Below are 16361 nucleotides of genomic sequence, written 5' to 3' on the forward strand. Positions count from 1 at the left end.
CTGTCCTGCCCTTATTTAAACTGTTTGAGGAAACGCAGATCGTTTTCGAAGAATGCACGCAAATCGGTCACGCCATAACGCAGCATGGTCAGACGCTCCATGCCCATCCCAAACGCAAAGCCGGAGTAAACTTCCGGGTCGATACCCACGTTGCGCAGTACGTTCGGATGCACCATGCCGCAGCCCAGCACTTCCAGCCATTTGCCGTTTTTGCCCATCACGTCCACTTCCGCAGACGGTTCGGTGAACGGGAAATAGGACGGACGGAAACGAACCTGCAGATCTTCCTCAAAAAAGTTGTTCAGGAAGTCGTGCAGCGTGCCTTTCAGGTTGGTGAAGCTGATGTTTTTATCAACGATCAGCCCTTCCATCTGGTGGAACATTGGGGTGTGGGTCTGATCGTAATCGTTACGGTAGACGCGGCCCGGTGCAATGATACGGATCGGGGGTTCCTGCTCCTTCATGGTACGGATCTGTACGCCGGAGGTCTGAGTACGCAGCAGACGGGTGGCGTCGAACCAGAAAGTGTCGTGGTCAGCACGTGCCGGATGATGGCCTGGAATATTCAGAGCGTCGAAGTTATGGTAATCATCTTCGATTTCCGGGCCAGTCGCCACGGTAAAGCCGAGCTCACCGAAGAAACTTTCAATACGATCGATGGTACGAGTCACCGGATGCAGGCCACCGTTTTCGATACGGCGCCCAGGCAGAGAAACATCGATCGTCTCTGCCGCCAGACGCGCATTCAGCACGGCACTTTCCAGCGCCGCTTTACGCGCGTTCAGAGCCTGTTGCACCTGCTCTTTGGCTTCGTTTATCACCGCACCGGCTGCCGGGCGCTCTTCCGGCGGCAACTCACGCAGGGTAGTCATTTGAAGGGTCAGATGCCCTTTCTTACCCAGATATTCGACGCGGACATTGTCTAACGCGGCAACATCTGAGGCCTGATTAATGGCGGCTGTTGCACTGGCAACCAGCTCTGCGAGATGTGACATGATTTTCCTCATTATGTCGGTACAGACACCGATTTGGTGGACGTATTCTCTCAAATTCAGGCACAAAAAAAGCCTCCATCGGGAGGCTTATCTGGCGCTGTTTTTCGTTTCATCTTTCACGCGCTAGCCTCCTGAAGTCAGGTGCTAAAGTAAAAGAAGAAGCGGAAAATAGCAGCATTCATGCTTGCGTTACCTTGTGTGGTAAAAACCGTTAAGACCTTATTGAAAAGCCTGCACGGATAAAAGTCAATCTTCTGATAAGGTTATACCCTAAATAATTCGGAACGAACGCAGCCAACGCAGGTACAGCTTGAAGTATGACGGGTATATGAAAAGAGGGAGCCAGGCCCCCTCTCTCAACTGGCTTATGCCAGTGCTGCTTTCGCTTTTTCGACCAGCGCGGTGAACGCGACTTTGTCGAATACTGCGATGTCAGCCAGGATCTTACGGTCGATTTCAACAGAGGCTTTTTTCAGGCCGTTGATGAATTTGCTGTAAGAAATACCGTTCTGACGTGCTGCTGCGTTGATACGCGCAATCCACAGTTGACGGAACTGACGCTTACGCTGACGACGGTCACGGTAAGCGTACTGACCTGCTTTGATAACAGCCTGGAAGGCAACGCGGTATACGCGTGAACGCGCACCGTAGTAGCCTTTAGCTTGTTTCAAAATTTTCTTGTGACGTGCACGTGCAATTACACCACGTTTTACGCGAGCCATGTGTGCTCTCCTGTATCTATTCTAAGTTAAAAAAGTTAAACGTTAACGACTTATGCGTACGGCAGGCACGCGATAACCAGGCCCAGATCGCCTTTAGAAACCATGGCTTTTGGACGCAGGTGACGTTTACGCTTGGTAGCTTTCTTAGTCAGAATGTGACGCAGGTTAGCGTGCTTGTGCTTAAAACCACCTTTACCGGTTTTTTTGAAGCGCTTAGCAGCACCGCGTACGGTCTTAATTTTTGGCATTTTAATAACTTCCACTTCGCATTGTTAAATAAACGAAACATAGGCGAGCAAAACCTATGAGGCCCGAAGGCTCCACAGATTTTGCTGCTTGAAGGCCTTACTGTTTCTTCTTAGGAGCGAGCACCATGATCATCTGGCGGCCTTCGATCTTCGTAGGGAAGGATTCGACTACTGCCAGTTCACTCAGATCGTCACGGACGCGGTTAAGCACTTCCATACCAATCTGTTGGTGGGCCATTTCACGACCGCGGAAACGCAGTGTGATCTTGGCCTTATCGCCATCTTCCAGAAAGCGAATCAGGCTGCGGAGTTTTACCTGATAATCGCCATCGTCGGTACCAGGACGGAATTTAATTTCCTTAACCTGGATAACTTTTTGCTTCTTCTTCTGTTCCTTAGAAGACTTACTTTTTTCATAAAGGAACTTGCCGTAGTCCATGATACGACAAACTGGCGGTTCGGCGTTAGGGCTGATTTCAACTAAATCTACTCCAGCTTCTTCAGCTTTTTCGATTGCTTCTCTCAGACTCACAATCCCCAGCTGCTCGCCTTCCAGACCTGTTAAGCGAACTTCCTGGGCGCGAATCTCGCCATTGATACGATTCGGACGTGCCGTTTGAACTCGTTTTCCGCCTTTAATACCTTATTCCTCCAGTTGTTGAAGACTGCGGCTGCGAATCTCTTGTTGCAGCTTCTCAATCACTTCACTTACGTCCAGGCTGCCCAGGTCTTTACCACGGCGGGTGCGAACGGCAACTTTGCCTGCTTCCACCTCTTTATCACCACAGACCAACATATACGGGACACGACGTAAAGTGTGCTCGCGGATTTTAAAGCCAATCTTCTCATTTCTCAAGTCTGCTTTTACGCGAATGCCCGCATTTTGTAGTTTCTGCGTCAATTCTTTAACGTAATCCGCCTGAGAATCGGTAATGTTCATGACCACTACCTGCACCGGCGCAAGCCAGGTTGGGAAGAAGCCCGCGAACTCTTCGGTCAGGATGCCAATGAAGCGCTCCAGAGAACCGAGAATAGCACGGTGAATCATTACAGGGACCTGACGCTCGTTGTCTTCGCCAACGTAAGAGGCGCTTAAACGCTGAGGCAGGGAGAAGTCCAGCTGTACTGTGCCGCACTGCCATGCGCGATCGAGGCAGTCATACAGGGTAAATTCAATTTTCGGACCGTAGAAGGCGCCCTCACCCAGCTGGTATTCAAACGGAATTCCGTTCTCTTCCAGCGCCACGGCGAGATCCGCTTCTGCACGATCCCAGGTCTCATCGCTACCGATACGTTTTTCCGGACGCGTTGAGAGTTTGACCACGATCTTCTCGAAGCCAAAGGTACTATACATATCGTAGACCATACGAATACAGGCGTTAACTTCATCACGTACCTGATCTTCAGTACAGAAGATATGCGCATCATCCTGCGTAAAGCCACGAACACGCATCAGACCGTGCAGCGCACCTGATGGCTCGTTACGGTGGCAGCTACCGAACTCTGCCATACGCAGCGGCAGATCGCGGTAAGATTTCAGACCCTGGTTAAAGATCTGAACGTGGCCCGGGCAGTTCATTGGCTTGATGCAGTATTCACGGTTCTCAGAAGAGGTGGTGAACATCGCATCTTTGTAGTTGTCCCAGTGGCCGGTTTTTTCCCACAGCACACGGTCCATCATGAACGGACCTTTCACTTCCTGATACTGGTACTCTTTCAGCTTGGAACGCACGAAGGTTTCCAGTTCACGGAAAATAGTCCAGCCGTCGTTATGCCAGAAGACCATACCCGGTGCTTCTTCCTGCATATGGTACAGGTCAAGCTGTTTACCGATTTTACGGTGGTCACGCTTCGCCGCCTCTTCCAGGCGCTGCAGGTAGGCGTTCAGGGCCTTTTTATCTGCCCACGCGGTACCATAAATACGCTGCAACATCTTGTTGTTGCTATCGCCACGCCAGTAGGCGCCAGCAATTTTCATCAGCTTGAAGTGATGACAGAAGCGCATGTTCGGCACGTGCGGCCCGCGGCACATGTCGATGTATTCCTGGTGATGATACAAGCCAGGCTTGTCATCATGAGCAATGTTCTCATCAAGAATAGAGACTTTATAGCTCTCGCCACGCTTCACGAAGGTTTCACGCGCTTCGTGCCAGCTGACTTTCTTCTTAATGACGTCATAGTTGGTTTCGGCGAGCTCGTGCATACGTTTCTCGAGCGCGTCGATATCTTCCTGGGTCAGGGTGTGGTCAAGGTCAACGTCGTAGTAGAAGCCGTTGTCGATAACCGGGCCGATCGCCATTTTGGTGTTTGGCCACAGCTGTTTGATGGCATGACCTAACAGGTGCGCACAGGAGTGACGAATGATCTCCAGACCTTCTTCATCTTTTGCGGTGATGATAGAGAGTTGCGCGTCGTTTTCGATCAGATCGGATGCATCAACCAGCTCACCGTTCACACGGCCCGCGATGGTCGCTTTCGCGAGTCCAGGACCGATGTCCAGGGCAACATCCATTGGGCTAACGGCGTGGTCGAAATGGCGTTGGCTGCCATCAGGAAGAGTAATTACAGGCATTTTATATCCTTATTTGCAGTGATGCCCCACACATAAGAGCATATACAAAGAAAATAATCATAGTTTAACAAGAGATTACGACACCATCTGACCAACAATCGTCAAATTGGCTCGTCATCCTGCACCTGCCAAAATCAGAATAATGCCGGTTTACGGCAGGCTTTCTAATGGTAACACTAATGACAGGGCGTATGCACCCTCTGCGACCAGTTTGAACGTATGAGGGCACGATCGCCTGCCAGAGCTCGCAATACCCGATTGTTGAGCTATTCTTGAACAGGTCCTGACACAGCCATGAGGCATCACATGAATGTATCCAGTAGAACCGTAGTGATATTGAATATACTTTCTGCTGCCGGTTTAGCGTTGATCCTTGCCGAGAGATTTCATTGGTTCTAGCCCAACCGATGATGTGGCATAACCTTCTGTCCCCGACAGCGCGTATTTTGATAGACTGAAGGCATCAACAGACAAGGATTAGGTTATGCCAACTAAACGATTTGCCGTCAAACACTGGAAAATGGTGCTGGTCTTAATTGCCATCTGCGGTGCAATGCTGCTATTGCGTTGGGCGGCGATGATTTGGGGCTAAGCGGGAATTTGACGCTACGGCGTACGGAATAAAACACGTTATCGATATTCCACCTGTTTTTCGTCAAGGCGAAATACAGGTGGAATAATGGCGTACACAATTACCTGTCAGGACCATTCACCTGCTACCAGTTTATGTACATCAAACGCGTCATTCATTGATTGACCGGTAGACGGCGCGCCCGGCGCGATGTTTGACCCGGCTTCAACGTCAGAAGCGCGAGTCATTCCAACCTGACTGGCATCATCTGCAGCGAATACACCAAACGAAAGTGCAGAAAGCACCATGGCTGCAGCAGTATTTTTGATTTTTTTCATACTATTATTCTCTTTCTGAAGACATGCAATACTTCTCAAGGCAAATAAATGCCTGTGTATTGAGTATAACGCTGGTTCATCCTTTTGCCTCGCCTGGTTATTATCAATTTGTGTCAAATAAACAGAATGCGGTCTGGCCAGGATGAATTATGAAGAAATTAAGAAGATTTTTGAGGACCAATTATTTTAAAACGGCGTTTAATATAAAACAGCACAGTTTCTGAAAATAAAAAACGGGCCGAAATAATCGGCCCGTCTGCATTACATCTTATAGCCCAGTGAAACGGTGGTTCTGCGGTCGGTATGATCCGGCGCAGTCTCTGGAGGCGAAGAGTTCCAGGTCACGTTATAGGCCACTTTCAGGCCAAAGTGTTCGTTGATGTCCACATTCAGCGCTGTCTCAGAATTCAGCGTTGTGTCCTCGGCGCCAAACACAGAAACACCCTGGGTGAACTTCGTGTTGTCGGTCATCTGCCAGGCGTAGGTGCCAGACGCATAGCCGAGCGGTTGCGTTTTGGTATCGCCGTCGGTGAACTCGTCATAACGGACACCCGGACCGAATTCGAAGCGGAAGCTATGAACCGGACCGTTCAGGAACTGACGACCATAACCTGCGGTGAAGACATCGCGTTGACGATAGCCGTTGTAGCGGTCAGTCAGCCAGCTTGCCTGGCCAAACAGGTAGTCATAGTCAGTCATGTTGTAACGGCTACGTCCACCTACCGCGTATTTCTCGGAGGAGCGTTCATCGTTAGCGGAGGTGTTGCTGGCGTTTCCCCACAGAGACCAGGCGGTGGTGTTACCGTACCAGGTCAACGTGCTATCCGCCGTCAGAGAGGAGCTTTTCGTGTTACCGGATTGCGCCAGGTACCCGGCGTTCAAATTACCTTCAAAAGGTTTTTTCGCCGCGGTGGGATCGTCCATGACAGTAAAAACGGAATCATCAGCGGTTGCGCTCATAGCCGCAAACACGCCACCCGCCAGCATCAGTGCAGCGGGCACTGTCTTCAAAAGCTTCATTTTATTAAGGAGTCCGTACAACAAAAAAAGAGACCACACGGTCCCGGAAACTTTCTTGAGGATCAATGACAAGGCGTCCAGAGAAAGGTAACAAATTATAAAAAGCCGCAAATAACATAGCAATGTTTTCTTATTTCATTTTTTGAATAAGAACGATCCCAAAATGCGTTTTATTTTATATATCGCTTAGCCTTCGCTTTGTCATTATTCATATTGAAAATCATACTGTTATTTACATTGCCTTCCTGCCAAATGGTGCCAGACTAAAAGGAACCCACGCTAAAAGGAGGTAATGATGGTTTCTATCTACACTCTGACGCTCTCCCCTTCCCTCGATTCCGCCACCCTCACGCCGCAGATTTACCCGGAAGGTAAACTCCGCTGCAGTGCCCCGGTGTTTGAGCCCGGCGGCGGAGGGATCAACGTGGCACGCGCCATCACCCATCTCGGTGGGAAAGCCACGGCGATATTCCCCGCAGGCGGAGCCACCGGCGAACATCTCGTCTCTCTGCTGGCAGATGAACAGGTCGCCGTGGAGACGGTCGAGGCCAAAGACTGGACACGTCAAAATCTGCACGTGCACGTGGAGTCCAGCGGAGAGCAATATCGCTTTGTGATGCCAGGCGCCAGACTGAGCGACGACGAGTTCCGTCAGCTTGAAGAGAAAGTGCTGACGATTGAAAGCGGTTCACTGCTGGTCATCAGCGGCAGTCTGCCACCCGGTGTCAGTACGGAAAAGCTGACGGCGCTCATTCGGGCCGCACAGCAGCGCGGCATCCGCTGTATTGTAGACAGCAGTGGCGAGGCGTTGCAGGCAGCGTTAGAGCCGGGCAATCTTGAGCTGGTCAAACCAAACCAGAAAGAGCTGAGCGCGCTGGTTAACCGCGAACTCACTCAGCCAGATGATGTGCGCAGCGCGGCCCAGGAGCTGGTGCGCACGGGTAAAGCGCGGCGCGTAGTGGTCTCTCTTGGCCCGCAGGGGGCGCTGGCCGTGGATGAAACGGGGTCAGTGCAGGTTGTCCCGCCACCGATGAAAAGCCAGAGCACCGTAGGCGCAGGCGACAGCATGGTTGGGGCAATGACGCTAAAACTGGCGCAGGGCGCGACGCTGCTTGAGATGACACGCTACGGCGTGGCGGCAGGTAGCGCGGCAACCATCAACCAGGGAACGCGGCTGTGTTCGCTGGCCGATACGCAAAAAATTGTCGATTACCTGTCCCGAAATTAACCCGCTTTCCCCTTCGCGCTGAAGGGGAAATGCAGTGCAAAGTCGCCAAACACACACTATCGACTATGCTAAGAAAACTTTCATGATAACAATGAGGTGAATTATGAGCAGTGGTGACATCACCCGCTACGTCGTTACCGTCAACATTCATGAAGCGTCGCTGACCGAGCTGAATGAGCTTAACAACGCCTTTACCCGGGCCAATTTCCTGCTCACGCTGACGGATGAAGAAGGCAATATTCATGATCTAGGCACGCTGGCATTCGGCCTGATAAGCGCCCTCAGCGAAGAGGAGGTTCGCGCGCTGGCGGAAAGCCTGGCTGAGAGCGTGACCGATAAACCTGCCGAAATTGATGTGGATACCTGGGAAACCTGGCAGAAAAAAGAACAATAAGTGCCCTGCATGAAGGTAAACCGCTCAGGTGTGCGTTAGTTCGTATTTTTTTACCGCAGTTATGCGCTAACTTTATGATCTGGCAGACAACATGGGAGAGAGATCATGTGGCAGGCTATCAGTCATCTTTTACGTGAACAACTGGGCGAAGGTGAAATTGAACTGCGTAACGAACTGCCAGGCGGAGAGATCCACGCCGCATGGCACATACGCTACTCAGGGCGCGATCTCTTCGTAAAATGCGACGAGCGAGAGTTGCTCCCGATTTTCACCGCCGAAGCAGATCAGCTGGAACTGTTGTCGCGCAGCAAAACGGTCACCGTCCCGGAGGTGCTGGCCGTGGGCAGCGACCGCGACTACAGCTTTCTGGTGATGGAATATCTCCCTGCCCGTCCGCTGGATGCCCACAATGCGTTTATTCTGGGACAGCAGATAGCGCGCCTGCATCAATGGAGCGACCAGCCGCAGTTTGGTCTCGACTTTGATAACGATCTCTCCACCACACCACAACCGAATGCCTGGCAACGCCGCTGGTCAACCTTTTTTGCCGAGCAGCGTATCGGCTGGCAACTTGAGCTCGCCGCCGAGAAAGGCCTCGAATTTGGCAACATTGATGCCATCGTCGAGCATATACAGCAGCGCCTGGCCTCTCATCAGCCTCAGCCTTCTTTGCTGCATGGCGATTTGTGGTCCGATAACTGCGCGCTGGGCCCCAATGGGCCTTATATATACGATCCGGCCTGCTACTGGGGCGACAGAGAGTGCGACCTCGCCATGTTGCCCCTCCACCCCGAGCAGCCGCCACAAATTTATGACGGCTATCAGTCAATCTCCCCCTTACCGCAGGGCTTCCTCGACCGCCAGCCGGTGTATCAGCTTTATACCCTGATGAACCGCGCAATCCTGTTTGGGGGTGAGCATCTGGTGAACGCACAGCGGGCGCTTGAGCGCGTACTGGCCGCGTGAAGGCAGGACGGGTGGCCTCAGGCCACCCTGTGATTATAAAAAGCCGAGCAGTGAGAAAAAGAAGTAGCCCGCCACAATAATGATCACCGGCAGGACATAGAGCGGAAAGATTTGCAGGAAGATAGAGTGACGCGGCACCACGATGCGGGACTCGATCTGCTCACGCGTCATCCCTTCCGGGCCTTTGGCCTGTTCCAGAATCATCTGGTCTTCCACCCCTTCACGTAAAAAACGGGTCTGACGGCTCATGCGTGCGCCTGACGCCTGTAACGCCATGGCGATAAAAATCAGCGCATAAATCACCCAAAACCCGATATTCAGCTGCTGGTGAAAGTCCGGCGTGGGCGAGTTGAACCAGAAGATATTCAAAAATGGCGTGTTGAAACGCATCATCTCAATCATGACATGCGCAAAATCAAGCATGACCGCATTGATACCCGGCTGTTTTTCGCTGTGATCGTACATAAACTTGAGCACAGAAATCAGCGTAGAAATAACGGCAGGAATAAAAATCACCCAGCCAGCAACCCGTTTTAAGACAGCAATGCGTCCAGCTTGTTGATACGTCATCAGTTCCTCTTCATAAAGACGCGTTATTTGTGGCTAAGTCTACCTCCTGACCGTCATTTTCGCCCGATCTTTAAAGGCAATATGCTAAATTGCAGATTGTACTTAGCACGTATCGTCTGTCGTACACCCTTAATAAGGAGACGTTGTGATGTCGACACCGCGCCAAATTCTTGCCGCTATTTTTGACATGGATGGATTACTGATCGATTCCGAACCGCTCTGGGATCGTGCTGAACTGGACGTCATGGCCAGCCTCGGCGTCGATATCAGCCGCCGCCATGAACTTCCGGATACGCTGGGCTTGCGTATCGATATGGTGGTTGACCTGTGGTATGCCCATCAGCCATGGGTGGGCCCGGATCGCGATGAGGTCACCGCCCGCATTATCAGCCGCGCCATTGCGCTGGTGGAAGAGTCCAGGCCGCTGCTGCCGGGCGTCCGTGAAGCTGTCGCCCTGTGCAAGGCGCAGGGGCTGAAGGTGGGACTGGCCTCCGCCTCCCCGCTGCACATGCTGGAAAAAGTGCTCACCATGTTCGAGCTGCGTGACAGTTTCGATGCGCTGGCCTCTGCGGAAAAGCTCCCCTACAGTAAGCCCCATCCCCAGGTGTATATGGACTGTGCCGCTAAGCTCGGTCTTGATCCACTAACCTGCGTGGCGCTGGAAGATTCCGTTAACGGCATGGTGGCCTCTAAAGCTGCGCGGATGCGTTCCATTGTCGTTCCTGCTGAAGAGGGCCGACACGATCCCCGTTTTGCGCTTGCCGACGTGAAGCTAAACTCCCTGGCTGACCTGACGGTGCAACACCTGCGAGGCGAATAAACGCTCTGTTTCAGGCAGCCTCGTGCTGCCTGAAAATAAAATAAAACACCGTTCCATTTCGGTTGCATTTCTCACGCCCGACTCCTATTCTAAGTTTCAGAACGACAATCACCTGCTTCTGAGGCGCGAATGATACTGGATACCTTTACTCTTTCAGGAAAAGTGGCCATCGTCACCGGATGCGATACCGGTCTGGGGCAAGGCATGGCCATCGCGCTGGCACAGGCGGGCTGCGATATCGTGGGCGTAAACCGTAAAGCGCCTGAGCAAACAGCGGCCAGCGTGACGGGGCTCGGCAGACGGTTTACGGCCATTCGGGCCGACCTCGGCCAGCAGGCGAGTCTTCAGGGCGTTGTGGAGCGTGCCGTCGCTGAGATGGGGCGCGTCGATATTCTGGTGAATAACGCCGGGACGATTCGCCGGGAAGATGCGCTGGCGTTCACGGAAAAGGACTGGGATGAGGTGATCGACCTCAATCTGAAATCCGTCTTCTTCCTCTCACAGGCCGTGGCAAAGCAGTTTATCGCCCAGGGTCAGGGTGGGAAAATCATCAACATCGCCTCAATGCTCTCCTTCCAGGGCGGCATCCGCGTGCCTTCTTATACCGCCTCAAAAAGTGGCGTGCTGGGGATCACCCGTCTGCTGGCGAACGAGTGGGCGGCGCATGGCATTAACGTCAACGCTATCGCACCGGGTTACATGGCGACCAATAATACGCAGCAACTGCGTGATGACGAGCAGCGTAGCCAGGAAATCCTTGACCGCATTCCTGCCGGGCGTTGGGGCGTACCGGAAGATCTGCAGGGCCCGGTGGTGTTTTTGGCCTCCGCCGCCTCAGACTACGTGAACGGCCATACCCTGGCCGTCGACGGGGGCTGGCTGGCGCGTTGACCCGCTTTGTGACAAAGAGTTACACCGTCACCTCTTTCGCCTACTGTATAAAAACCCTATACTGTATGAATTGACAGTTTCCTGGGTTTTATCATGACGGCGGAAGGCCACCTGCTTTTTTCCATTGCGTGCGCAGTATTTGCCAAAAACGCTGAGCTTACCCCCGTGCTTGCACAGGGGGACTGGTGGCATATTGTTCCTTCTGCCGTGCTGACCTGCCTGTTGCCCGACATCGACCATCCTAAATCTTTTCTTGGGCAACGCCTGAAGTGGATCTCAAAACCTATCGCCCGTGCGTTTGGCCATCGCGGGTTTACGCACAGCCTGCTGGCCGTGTTTGCCCTGCTGACGCTGTTCTATTTAAAAGTACCTGAAAGCTGGATAGTGCCCGCCGATGCCATTCAGGGCATGGTGCTGGGTTATTTGAGTCATATTCTCGCCGATATGCTGACGCCTGCTGGCGTGCCGCTGCTGTGGCCCTGCCGCTGGCGTTTCCGCCTGCCTGTTCTCGTTCCCCAGAAAGGGAATCAGCTTGAGCGCGTGTTGTGCATGGCTCTGTTCGCCTATGCCGTCTGGATGCCGCATACATTGCCCGAAAACAGTGCAGTGCGCTGGTCATCTCAGATGATCAATTCGCTGCAATTTCAGTTCAATCGCTTTATTCATCACCAGATTGAACAGTAAACCAGCAAAATTATCGCATTTGTCATAACCCATTCCATTTGGATATAAGCGCGACATCACACTTCTGCTAACCTTGCGCCAACAGGACCGGTAAAAACCGGCCACATAATAAATCAGGAGAACGGGGATGAATTTTCCACTCATCGCGAACATTGTCGTGTTCGTTATATTGCTATTGCTTCTCGCCCAGGCGCGCCACAAACAGTGGAGCCTGGCGAAGAAAGTGCTGGTGGGTCTGGTCATGGGTGTCGTGTTTGGCCTGGCCTTACATGCCGTCTACGGCTCCGATAGCCCGATACTGAAAGACTCCATTCAGTGGTTCAATATTGTCGGTAACGGCTATGTCCAGTTGCTGCAGATGATCGTCATGCCGCTGGTATTTGCCTCTATTCTGAGCGCTGTTGCTCGTCTGCATAACGCTACGCAGTTGGGTAAAATCAGTTTCCTGACCATTGGTACGCTGCTGTTTACCACGCTGATTGCTGCGCTGGTGGGGGTGCTGGTGACCAACCTGTTCGGCCTGACCGCCGAAGGTCTGGTTCAGGGTACCGCTGAAACCGCGCGTCTGACCGCAATTCAGACCAACTACGTGGGTAAAGTCGCTGACCTGACGGTGCCGCAGATGGTGCTCTCCTTCATTCCGAAGAACCCGTTTGCTGACCTGACAGGCGCCAGCCCAACTTCCATCATCAGCGTGGTGATTTTTGCTGCCTTCCTGGGCGTGGCGGCACTGAAGCTGCTGAAAGACGATGCGCCGAAAGGCGAGCGCGTGCTGACCGCTATTGATACCCTGCAAAGCTGGGTGATGAAGCTGGTTCGTCTGGTGATGCAGCTGACCCCTTACGGTGTTCTGGCGCTGATGACCAAAGTGGTTGCTGGCTCTAACCTGCAGGACATCATTAAGCTGGGCAGCTTCGTTGTCGCCTCTTATCTGGGTCTGGGCATTATGTTTGTCGTACACGGCATCCTGCTGGGTGTGAACGGCGTAAGCCCGCTGAAATACTTCCGTAAAGTCTGGCCGGTGCTGACCTTTGCCTTCACCAGCCGTTCCAGCGCCGCATCTATTCCGCTGAACGTCGAAGCGCAGACTCGTCGCCTGGGTGTACCTGAGTCTATTGCCAGCTTCTCGGCCTCCTTTGGTGCCACGATTGGTCAGAACGGGTGTGCGGGTCTCTACCCGGCGATGCTGGCCGTGATGGTTGCGCCAACGGTTGGGATCAATCCGCTGGATCCGGTCTGGATTGCTACGCTGGTCGGTATTGTCACCATTAGCTCCGCAGGCGTTGCGGGCGTGGGCGGCGGTGCTACCTTCGCCGCGCTGATTGTTCTGCCTGCGCTGGGCCTGCCGGTAACGCTGGTGGCCCTGCTGATCTCCGTTGAACCGCTGATCGACATGGGGCGTACCGCACTGAACGTGAGCGGCTCAATGACGGCCGGTACGCTGACCAGCCAGTGGCTGAAGCAGACCGACAAAGCCATCCTGGATAGTGAAGACGACGCCGAGCTGGCGCACCGTTAATCATTGAAAATAAAAAAACCGCCATCAGGCGGTTTTTTTATACGTGTTATTTTTCAAACTTCTTCATCCTGTCGAATTTGTACCGCCCACCGCTGGGCCGCTTCCGGCACAGTAAACACCGGAGAACGACGGAAATGCTCGCCAATCAGCACAAAGGCCACATATTTGCCACGTAACTGCCAGACATCGCGATAGCCATCCACCTTCAGCGCATGTTCAGGGGGAGCGGGTTCGACACGGGGCACGTAGCTAATAACCTGGCGATTTTGTTGACGAAGAGGTTTCATAAGCGACTGGTTCATTAAAGCACATTCTGAAAGCAGGAAATTTCTATGATAGCCGATCCTGCCCCCACGCGTCGCGCCTTGCGTGTGGTGGACCGCCTCTTTTACTAAGGCGGTGTCTGAAAAAGCTGAGTTCGCCTGCCCTTTCCGTACATTGTTCTATAGTTAACAGGGTTTTTTAGGAATGAATAAAGGAGAAGCGTGCAATGTCGAACAAAGATAACACACATCAATCACCCATTCATGGCACTGAAGAATCACAGCCGGGTATGGACTCCCTTGCACCTGAAGATGGCTCTCATCGCCCTTCACCGGGCCCCTCAGCCCCTGGCGAGCAGCCCACCGCGCCCGGTAGCATGAAATCGCCGGACACCGGCAATGAGAAGCTAAAATCACTCGAGCCACACCGCAAAGGCGGAGAAGGCTATGCGTTGACCACCAATCAGGGGGTGCGCATCGCTGACGATCAGAATTCCCTGCGCGCGGGATCCCGCGGACCGACTCTGCTGGAAGACTTCATCCTGCGGGAAAAAATTACCCACTTTGACCATGAGCGTATCCCGGAGCGTATCGTGCACGCGCGCGGTTCCGCCGCTCACGGCTATTTCCAGCCCTACAAGAGCCTGAAGGAAATCACCAAAGCTGACTTCCTTTCAGACCCGGATAAGATCACCCCCGTGTTTGTGCGCTTTTCCACCGTGCAGGGTGGCGCAGGTTCGGCTGATACCGTGCGAGATATTCGCGGCTTTGCCACCAAGTTTTATACCGAAGAGGGTATCTTCGACCTGGTCGGCAATAACACCCCGGTCTTTTTCATTCAGGATGCGCATAAATTTCCTGACTTTGTCCATGCGGTAAAACCGGAGCCCCACTGGGCGATACCGCAGGGACAAAGTGCGCATGACACCTTCTGGGACTATGTCTCCCTGCAACCCGAGACGTTACACAACGTGATGTGGGCGATGTCTGACCGCGGGATCCCGCGCAGCTATCGCACCATGGAAGGGTTTGGCATTCATACCTTCCGGATGATCAACGCCGAGGGCAAAGCGACGTTTGTCCGTTTCCACTGGAAACCGGTCGCCGGGAAAGCCTCGCTGGTGTGGGATGAAGCCCAGAAGCTGACCGGGCGCGATCCGGACTTCCATCGCCGCGAGCTGTGGGAATCCATTGAAGCGGGCGACTTCCCGGAATATGAGCTGGGGTTACAGCTGATCCCGGAAGAGGACGAATTCAAATTCGATTTTGACCTGCTGGATCCGACCAAACTGATCCCCGAGGAGCTGGTACCGGTTCAGCTGGTGGGCAAAATGGTGCTTAACCGCAACCCGGATAACTTCTTTGCCGAGAACGAACAGGCGGCTTTCCACCCCGGTCATATCGTCCCGGGCCTGGATTTCACCAACGATCCGCTGCTGCAGGGGCGACTGTTCTCCTACACCGATACGCAGATCAGCCGACTCGGCGGGCCGAACTTCCATGAAATTCCGATCAACCGCCCCACCTGTCCGTACCACAATTTCCAGCGCGACGGGATGCATCGTCAGGATATCGATACCAACCCGGCCAACTATGAGCCGAACTCCATCAACGATAACTGGCCGCGTGAAACGCCTCCTGGCCCGAAACGGGGTGGATTTGAGTCGTATCAGGAACGTGTGGATGGCAACAAAATCCGCGAGCGCAGCCCGTCATTTGGAGAGTATTACGCCCACCCTCGCCTGTTCTGGAACAGCCAGACACCGATTGAGCAGCAGCATATTATCGGCGGCTTCAGCTTCGAACTGAGCAAGGTTGTGCGGACCTACATCCGCGAACGCGTTGTCGATCAGCTGGCACACATTGATATTCAACTCGCCCAGAGCGTGGCCGATAACCTCGGCATTACGCTGACGGATGAGCAACGCAATCTTGCCCCGCCAAAAGAGGTCAACGGGGTGAAAAAAGATCCGTCGCTCAGCCTGTACGCGGTGCCGGGAGGCTCGATTAAAGGCCGGGTGGTGGCGATCCTGCTTAACGACAAAACCCGCGCCAGCGACGTGCTGGGGATCATGCAGGCGCTGAAAACCAAAGGCGTACACGCCAAATTGCTCTACTCCCGAATGGGTGAAGTGACTGCCGATGACGGGTCAGTGCTGCCGGTTGCCGCCACCTTTGCCGGTGCGCCATCCCTGACAGTGGACGCGGTGATTGTGCCGTGCGGCGATATTGCCAGCCTGCTGAGCAACGGTGACGCGGTCTATTATCTGCTTGAAGCCTATAAGCATCTGAAGCCGATCGCCCTTTCCGGTGATGCGCGACAGTTTAAAGCACGCCTGAACGTGGCCGATCAGGGTGAAGACGGGATTGTGGAAGGCGATAACGTCGACGACGCGTTTATGACGAAGCTGTTTGATCTGCTAGCCGCGCACCGCGTCTGGTCGCGCAGCAGCAAGATTGACCAGATACCGGCGTAAAAAAAGCCGGGTGGCGCTTGCGCTTACCCGGCCTACATTTCGACTGGTTTTGTAGGCCCGGTAAGGCGAAGCCGCCACCGGGC

General features: G+C 53.5%; 20 protein-coding genes and 1 other annotated feature. Of the genes, 10 read left to right on the forward strand and 10 right to left on the reverse strand.

What is annotated here, in order from left to right; all coding sequences use genetic code 11:
• Positions 1–11 precede the first annotated feature (11 nt).
• The 6 genes from pheS to thrS form a co-directional block, all read right to left on the reverse strand.
• On the reverse strand, positions 12–995 hold the full coding sequence (gene pheS, locus M8370_RS01925) for a phenylalanine--tRNA ligase subunit alpha (RefSeq protein WP_013097003.1): 984 nt from the start codon (positions 993–995) through the stop codon (positions 12–14).
• A 62-nt stretch (positions 996–1057) separates the two neighbouring features.
• Positions 1058–1182 (reverse strand) — a sequence feature (Phe leader region).
• A complete protein-coding gene (gene pheM / locus M8370_RS01930; RefSeq protein WP_001386830.1) occupies positions 1133–1177 on the reverse strand; it encodes a pheST operon leader peptide PheM in 45 nt (14 codons plus the stop codon). It overlaps the preceding feature by 45 nt.
• A 178-nt stretch (positions 1183–1360) precedes the next feature.
• On the reverse strand, positions 1361–1717 hold the full coding sequence (rplT, locus tag M8370_RS01935; RefSeq protein ID WP_000124850.1) for a 50S ribosomal protein L20: 357 nt from the start codon (positions 1715–1717) through the stop codon (positions 1361–1363).
• Positions 1718–1767: 50 nt separating this feature from the next.
• The gene (gene rpmI / locus M8370_RS01940) at positions 1768–1965 is read right to left on the reverse strand and encodes a 50S ribosomal protein L35 (protein ID WP_001124225.1); all 198 of its coding nucleotides are present in this window, start codon (positions 1963–1965) and stop codon (positions 1768–1770) included.
• A gap of 97 nt (positions 1966–2062) precedes the next feature.
• Positions 2063–2605, reverse strand: coding sequence for a translation initiation factor IF-3 (gene infC / locus M8370_RS01945; protein ID WP_023616141.1), 543 nt, complete (start codon positions 2603–2605; stop codon positions 2063–2065).
• A gap of 3 nt (positions 2606–2608) precedes the next feature.
• The gene (gene thrS / locus M8370_RS01950) at positions 2609–4537 is read right to left on the reverse strand and encodes a threonine--tRNA ligase (protein ID WP_013097005.1); all 1929 of its coding nucleotides are present in this window, start codon (positions 4535–4537) and stop codon (positions 2609–2611) included.
• Positions 4538–4843: 306 nt separating this feature from the next.
• On the opposite strand from thrS, the gene yncL reads away from it, so the two are divergent.
• Both yncL and yniD read left to right on the forward strand, forming a co-directional pair.
• Positions 4844–4936 (forward strand): stress response membrane protein YncL, encoded by a 93-nt coding sequence (yncL, locus tag M8370_RS01955; RefSeq protein WP_023620707.1) that lies wholly within the window; start codon positions 4844–4846, stop codon positions 4934–4936.
• Positions 4937–5021: 85 nt separating this feature from the next.
• Positions 5022–5129 (forward strand): small membrane protein YniD, encoded by a 108-nt coding sequence (gene yniD, locus M8370_RS01960; protein WP_008500658.1) that lies wholly within the window; start codon positions 5022–5024, stop codon positions 5127–5129.
• Between the two features lie 107 nt (positions 5130–5236).
• On the opposite strand, the gene M8370_RS01965 is transcribed toward yniD, so the two are convergent.
• Together M8370_RS01965 and M8370_RS01970 are read right to left on the reverse strand one after the other, a co-directional pair.
• Positions 5237–5446, reverse strand: a complete 210-nt coding sequence (locus M8370_RS01965; protein ID WP_013097006.1) for a hypothetical protein — start codon at positions 5444–5446, stop codon at positions 5237–5239.
• A 261-nt stretch (positions 5447–5707) separates the two neighbouring features.
• Positions 5708–6466 carry a DUF481 domain-containing protein gene (locus tag M8370_RS01970; RefSeq protein ID WP_013097007.1) on the reverse strand — a complete coding sequence of 253 codons (759 nt, stop codon included), beginning with the start codon at positions 6464–6466 and terminating at the stop codon, positions 5708–5710.
• Positions 6467–6761: 295 nt separating this feature from the next.
• On the opposite strand from M8370_RS01970, the gene pfkB reads away from it, so the two are divergent.
• From pfkB to M8370_RS01985, 3 genes are all read left to right on the forward strand, one after another.
• Entirely contained in the window at positions 6762–7694 is a 933-nt protein-coding gene (pfkB, locus tag M8370_RS01975; protein WP_020688369.1) for a 6-phosphofructokinase II, read from the forward strand.
• Positions 7695–7797: 103 nt separating this feature from the next.
• Positions 7798–8088, forward strand: coding sequence for a type V toxin-antitoxin system endoribonuclease antitoxin GhoS (ghoS, locus tag M8370_RS01980; RefSeq protein WP_013097009.1), 291 nt, complete (start codon positions 7798–7800; stop codon positions 8086–8088).
• Between the two features lie 105 nt (positions 8089–8193).
• On the forward strand, positions 8194–9054 hold the full coding sequence (locus tag M8370_RS01985; RefSeq protein WP_013097010.1) for a fructosamine kinase family protein: 861 nt from the start codon (positions 8194–8196) through the stop codon (positions 9052–9054).
• Positions 9055–9087: 33 nt separating this feature from the next.
• On the opposite strand, the gene M8370_RS01990 is transcribed toward M8370_RS01985, so the two are convergent.
• A complete protein-coding gene (locus tag M8370_RS01990; protein ID WP_013097011.1) occupies positions 9088–9624 on the reverse strand; it encodes a YniB family protein in 537 nt (178 codons plus the stop codon).
• A gap of 148 nt (positions 9625–9772) precedes the next feature.
• Here M8370_RS01990 and hxpB point away from each other — a divergent pair, with 148 nt between their 5' ends.
• From hxpB to tcyP, 4 genes are all read left to right on the forward strand, one after another.
• Positions 9773–10444 (forward strand): hexitol phosphatase HxpB, encoded by a 672-nt coding sequence (gene hxpB, locus M8370_RS01995; protein ID WP_013097012.1) that lies wholly within the window; start codon positions 9773–9775, stop codon positions 10442–10444.
• 129 nt (positions 10445–10573) lie between these two features.
• Positions 10574–11335, forward strand: coding sequence for a 2-dehydro-3-deoxy-D-gluconate 5-dehydrogenase KduD (gene kduD / locus M8370_RS02000; RefSeq protein ID WP_038979918.1), 762 nt, complete (start codon positions 10574–10576; stop codon positions 11333–11335).
• Positions 11336–11428: 93 nt separating this feature from the next.
• Positions 11429–12019 (forward strand): metal-dependent hydrolase, encoded by a 591-nt coding sequence (locus M8370_RS02005; RefSeq protein ID WP_250020420.1) that lies wholly within the window; start codon positions 11429–11431, stop codon positions 12017–12019.
• A 127-nt stretch (positions 12020–12146) separates the two neighbouring features.
• Positions 12147–13538, forward strand: coding sequence for a cystine/sulfocysteine:cation symporter (gene tcyP, locus M8370_RS02010; protein WP_038419159.1), 1392 nt, complete (start codon positions 12147–12149; stop codon positions 13536–13538).
• Between the two features lie 53 nt (positions 13539–13591).
• Here the strand turns inward: tcyP and cedA are convergent, their stop codons facing one another.
• Positions 13592–13840, reverse strand: coding sequence for a cell division activator CedA (cedA, locus tag M8370_RS02015; protein WP_071829998.1), 249 nt, complete (start codon positions 13838–13840; stop codon positions 13592–13594).
• Positions 13841–14028: 188 nt separating this feature from the next.
• Between cedA and katE the strand changes: the two genes are divergently transcribed.
• The gene (katE, locus tag M8370_RS02020; protein WP_038979915.1) at positions 14029–16278 is read left to right on the forward strand and encodes a catalase HPII; all 2250 of its coding nucleotides are present in this window, start codon (positions 14029–14031) and stop codon (positions 16276–16278) included.
• The last annotated feature ends 83 nt before the right edge of the window (positions 16279–16361 follow it).

The sequence above is a fragment of the Enterobacter cloacae complex sp. OE43NF genome (genome assembly GCF_023544405.1).
Classification (GTDB): Bacteria; Pseudomonadota; Gammaproteobacteria; order Enterobacterales; family Enterobacteriaceae; genus Enterobacter; species Enterobacter cloacae.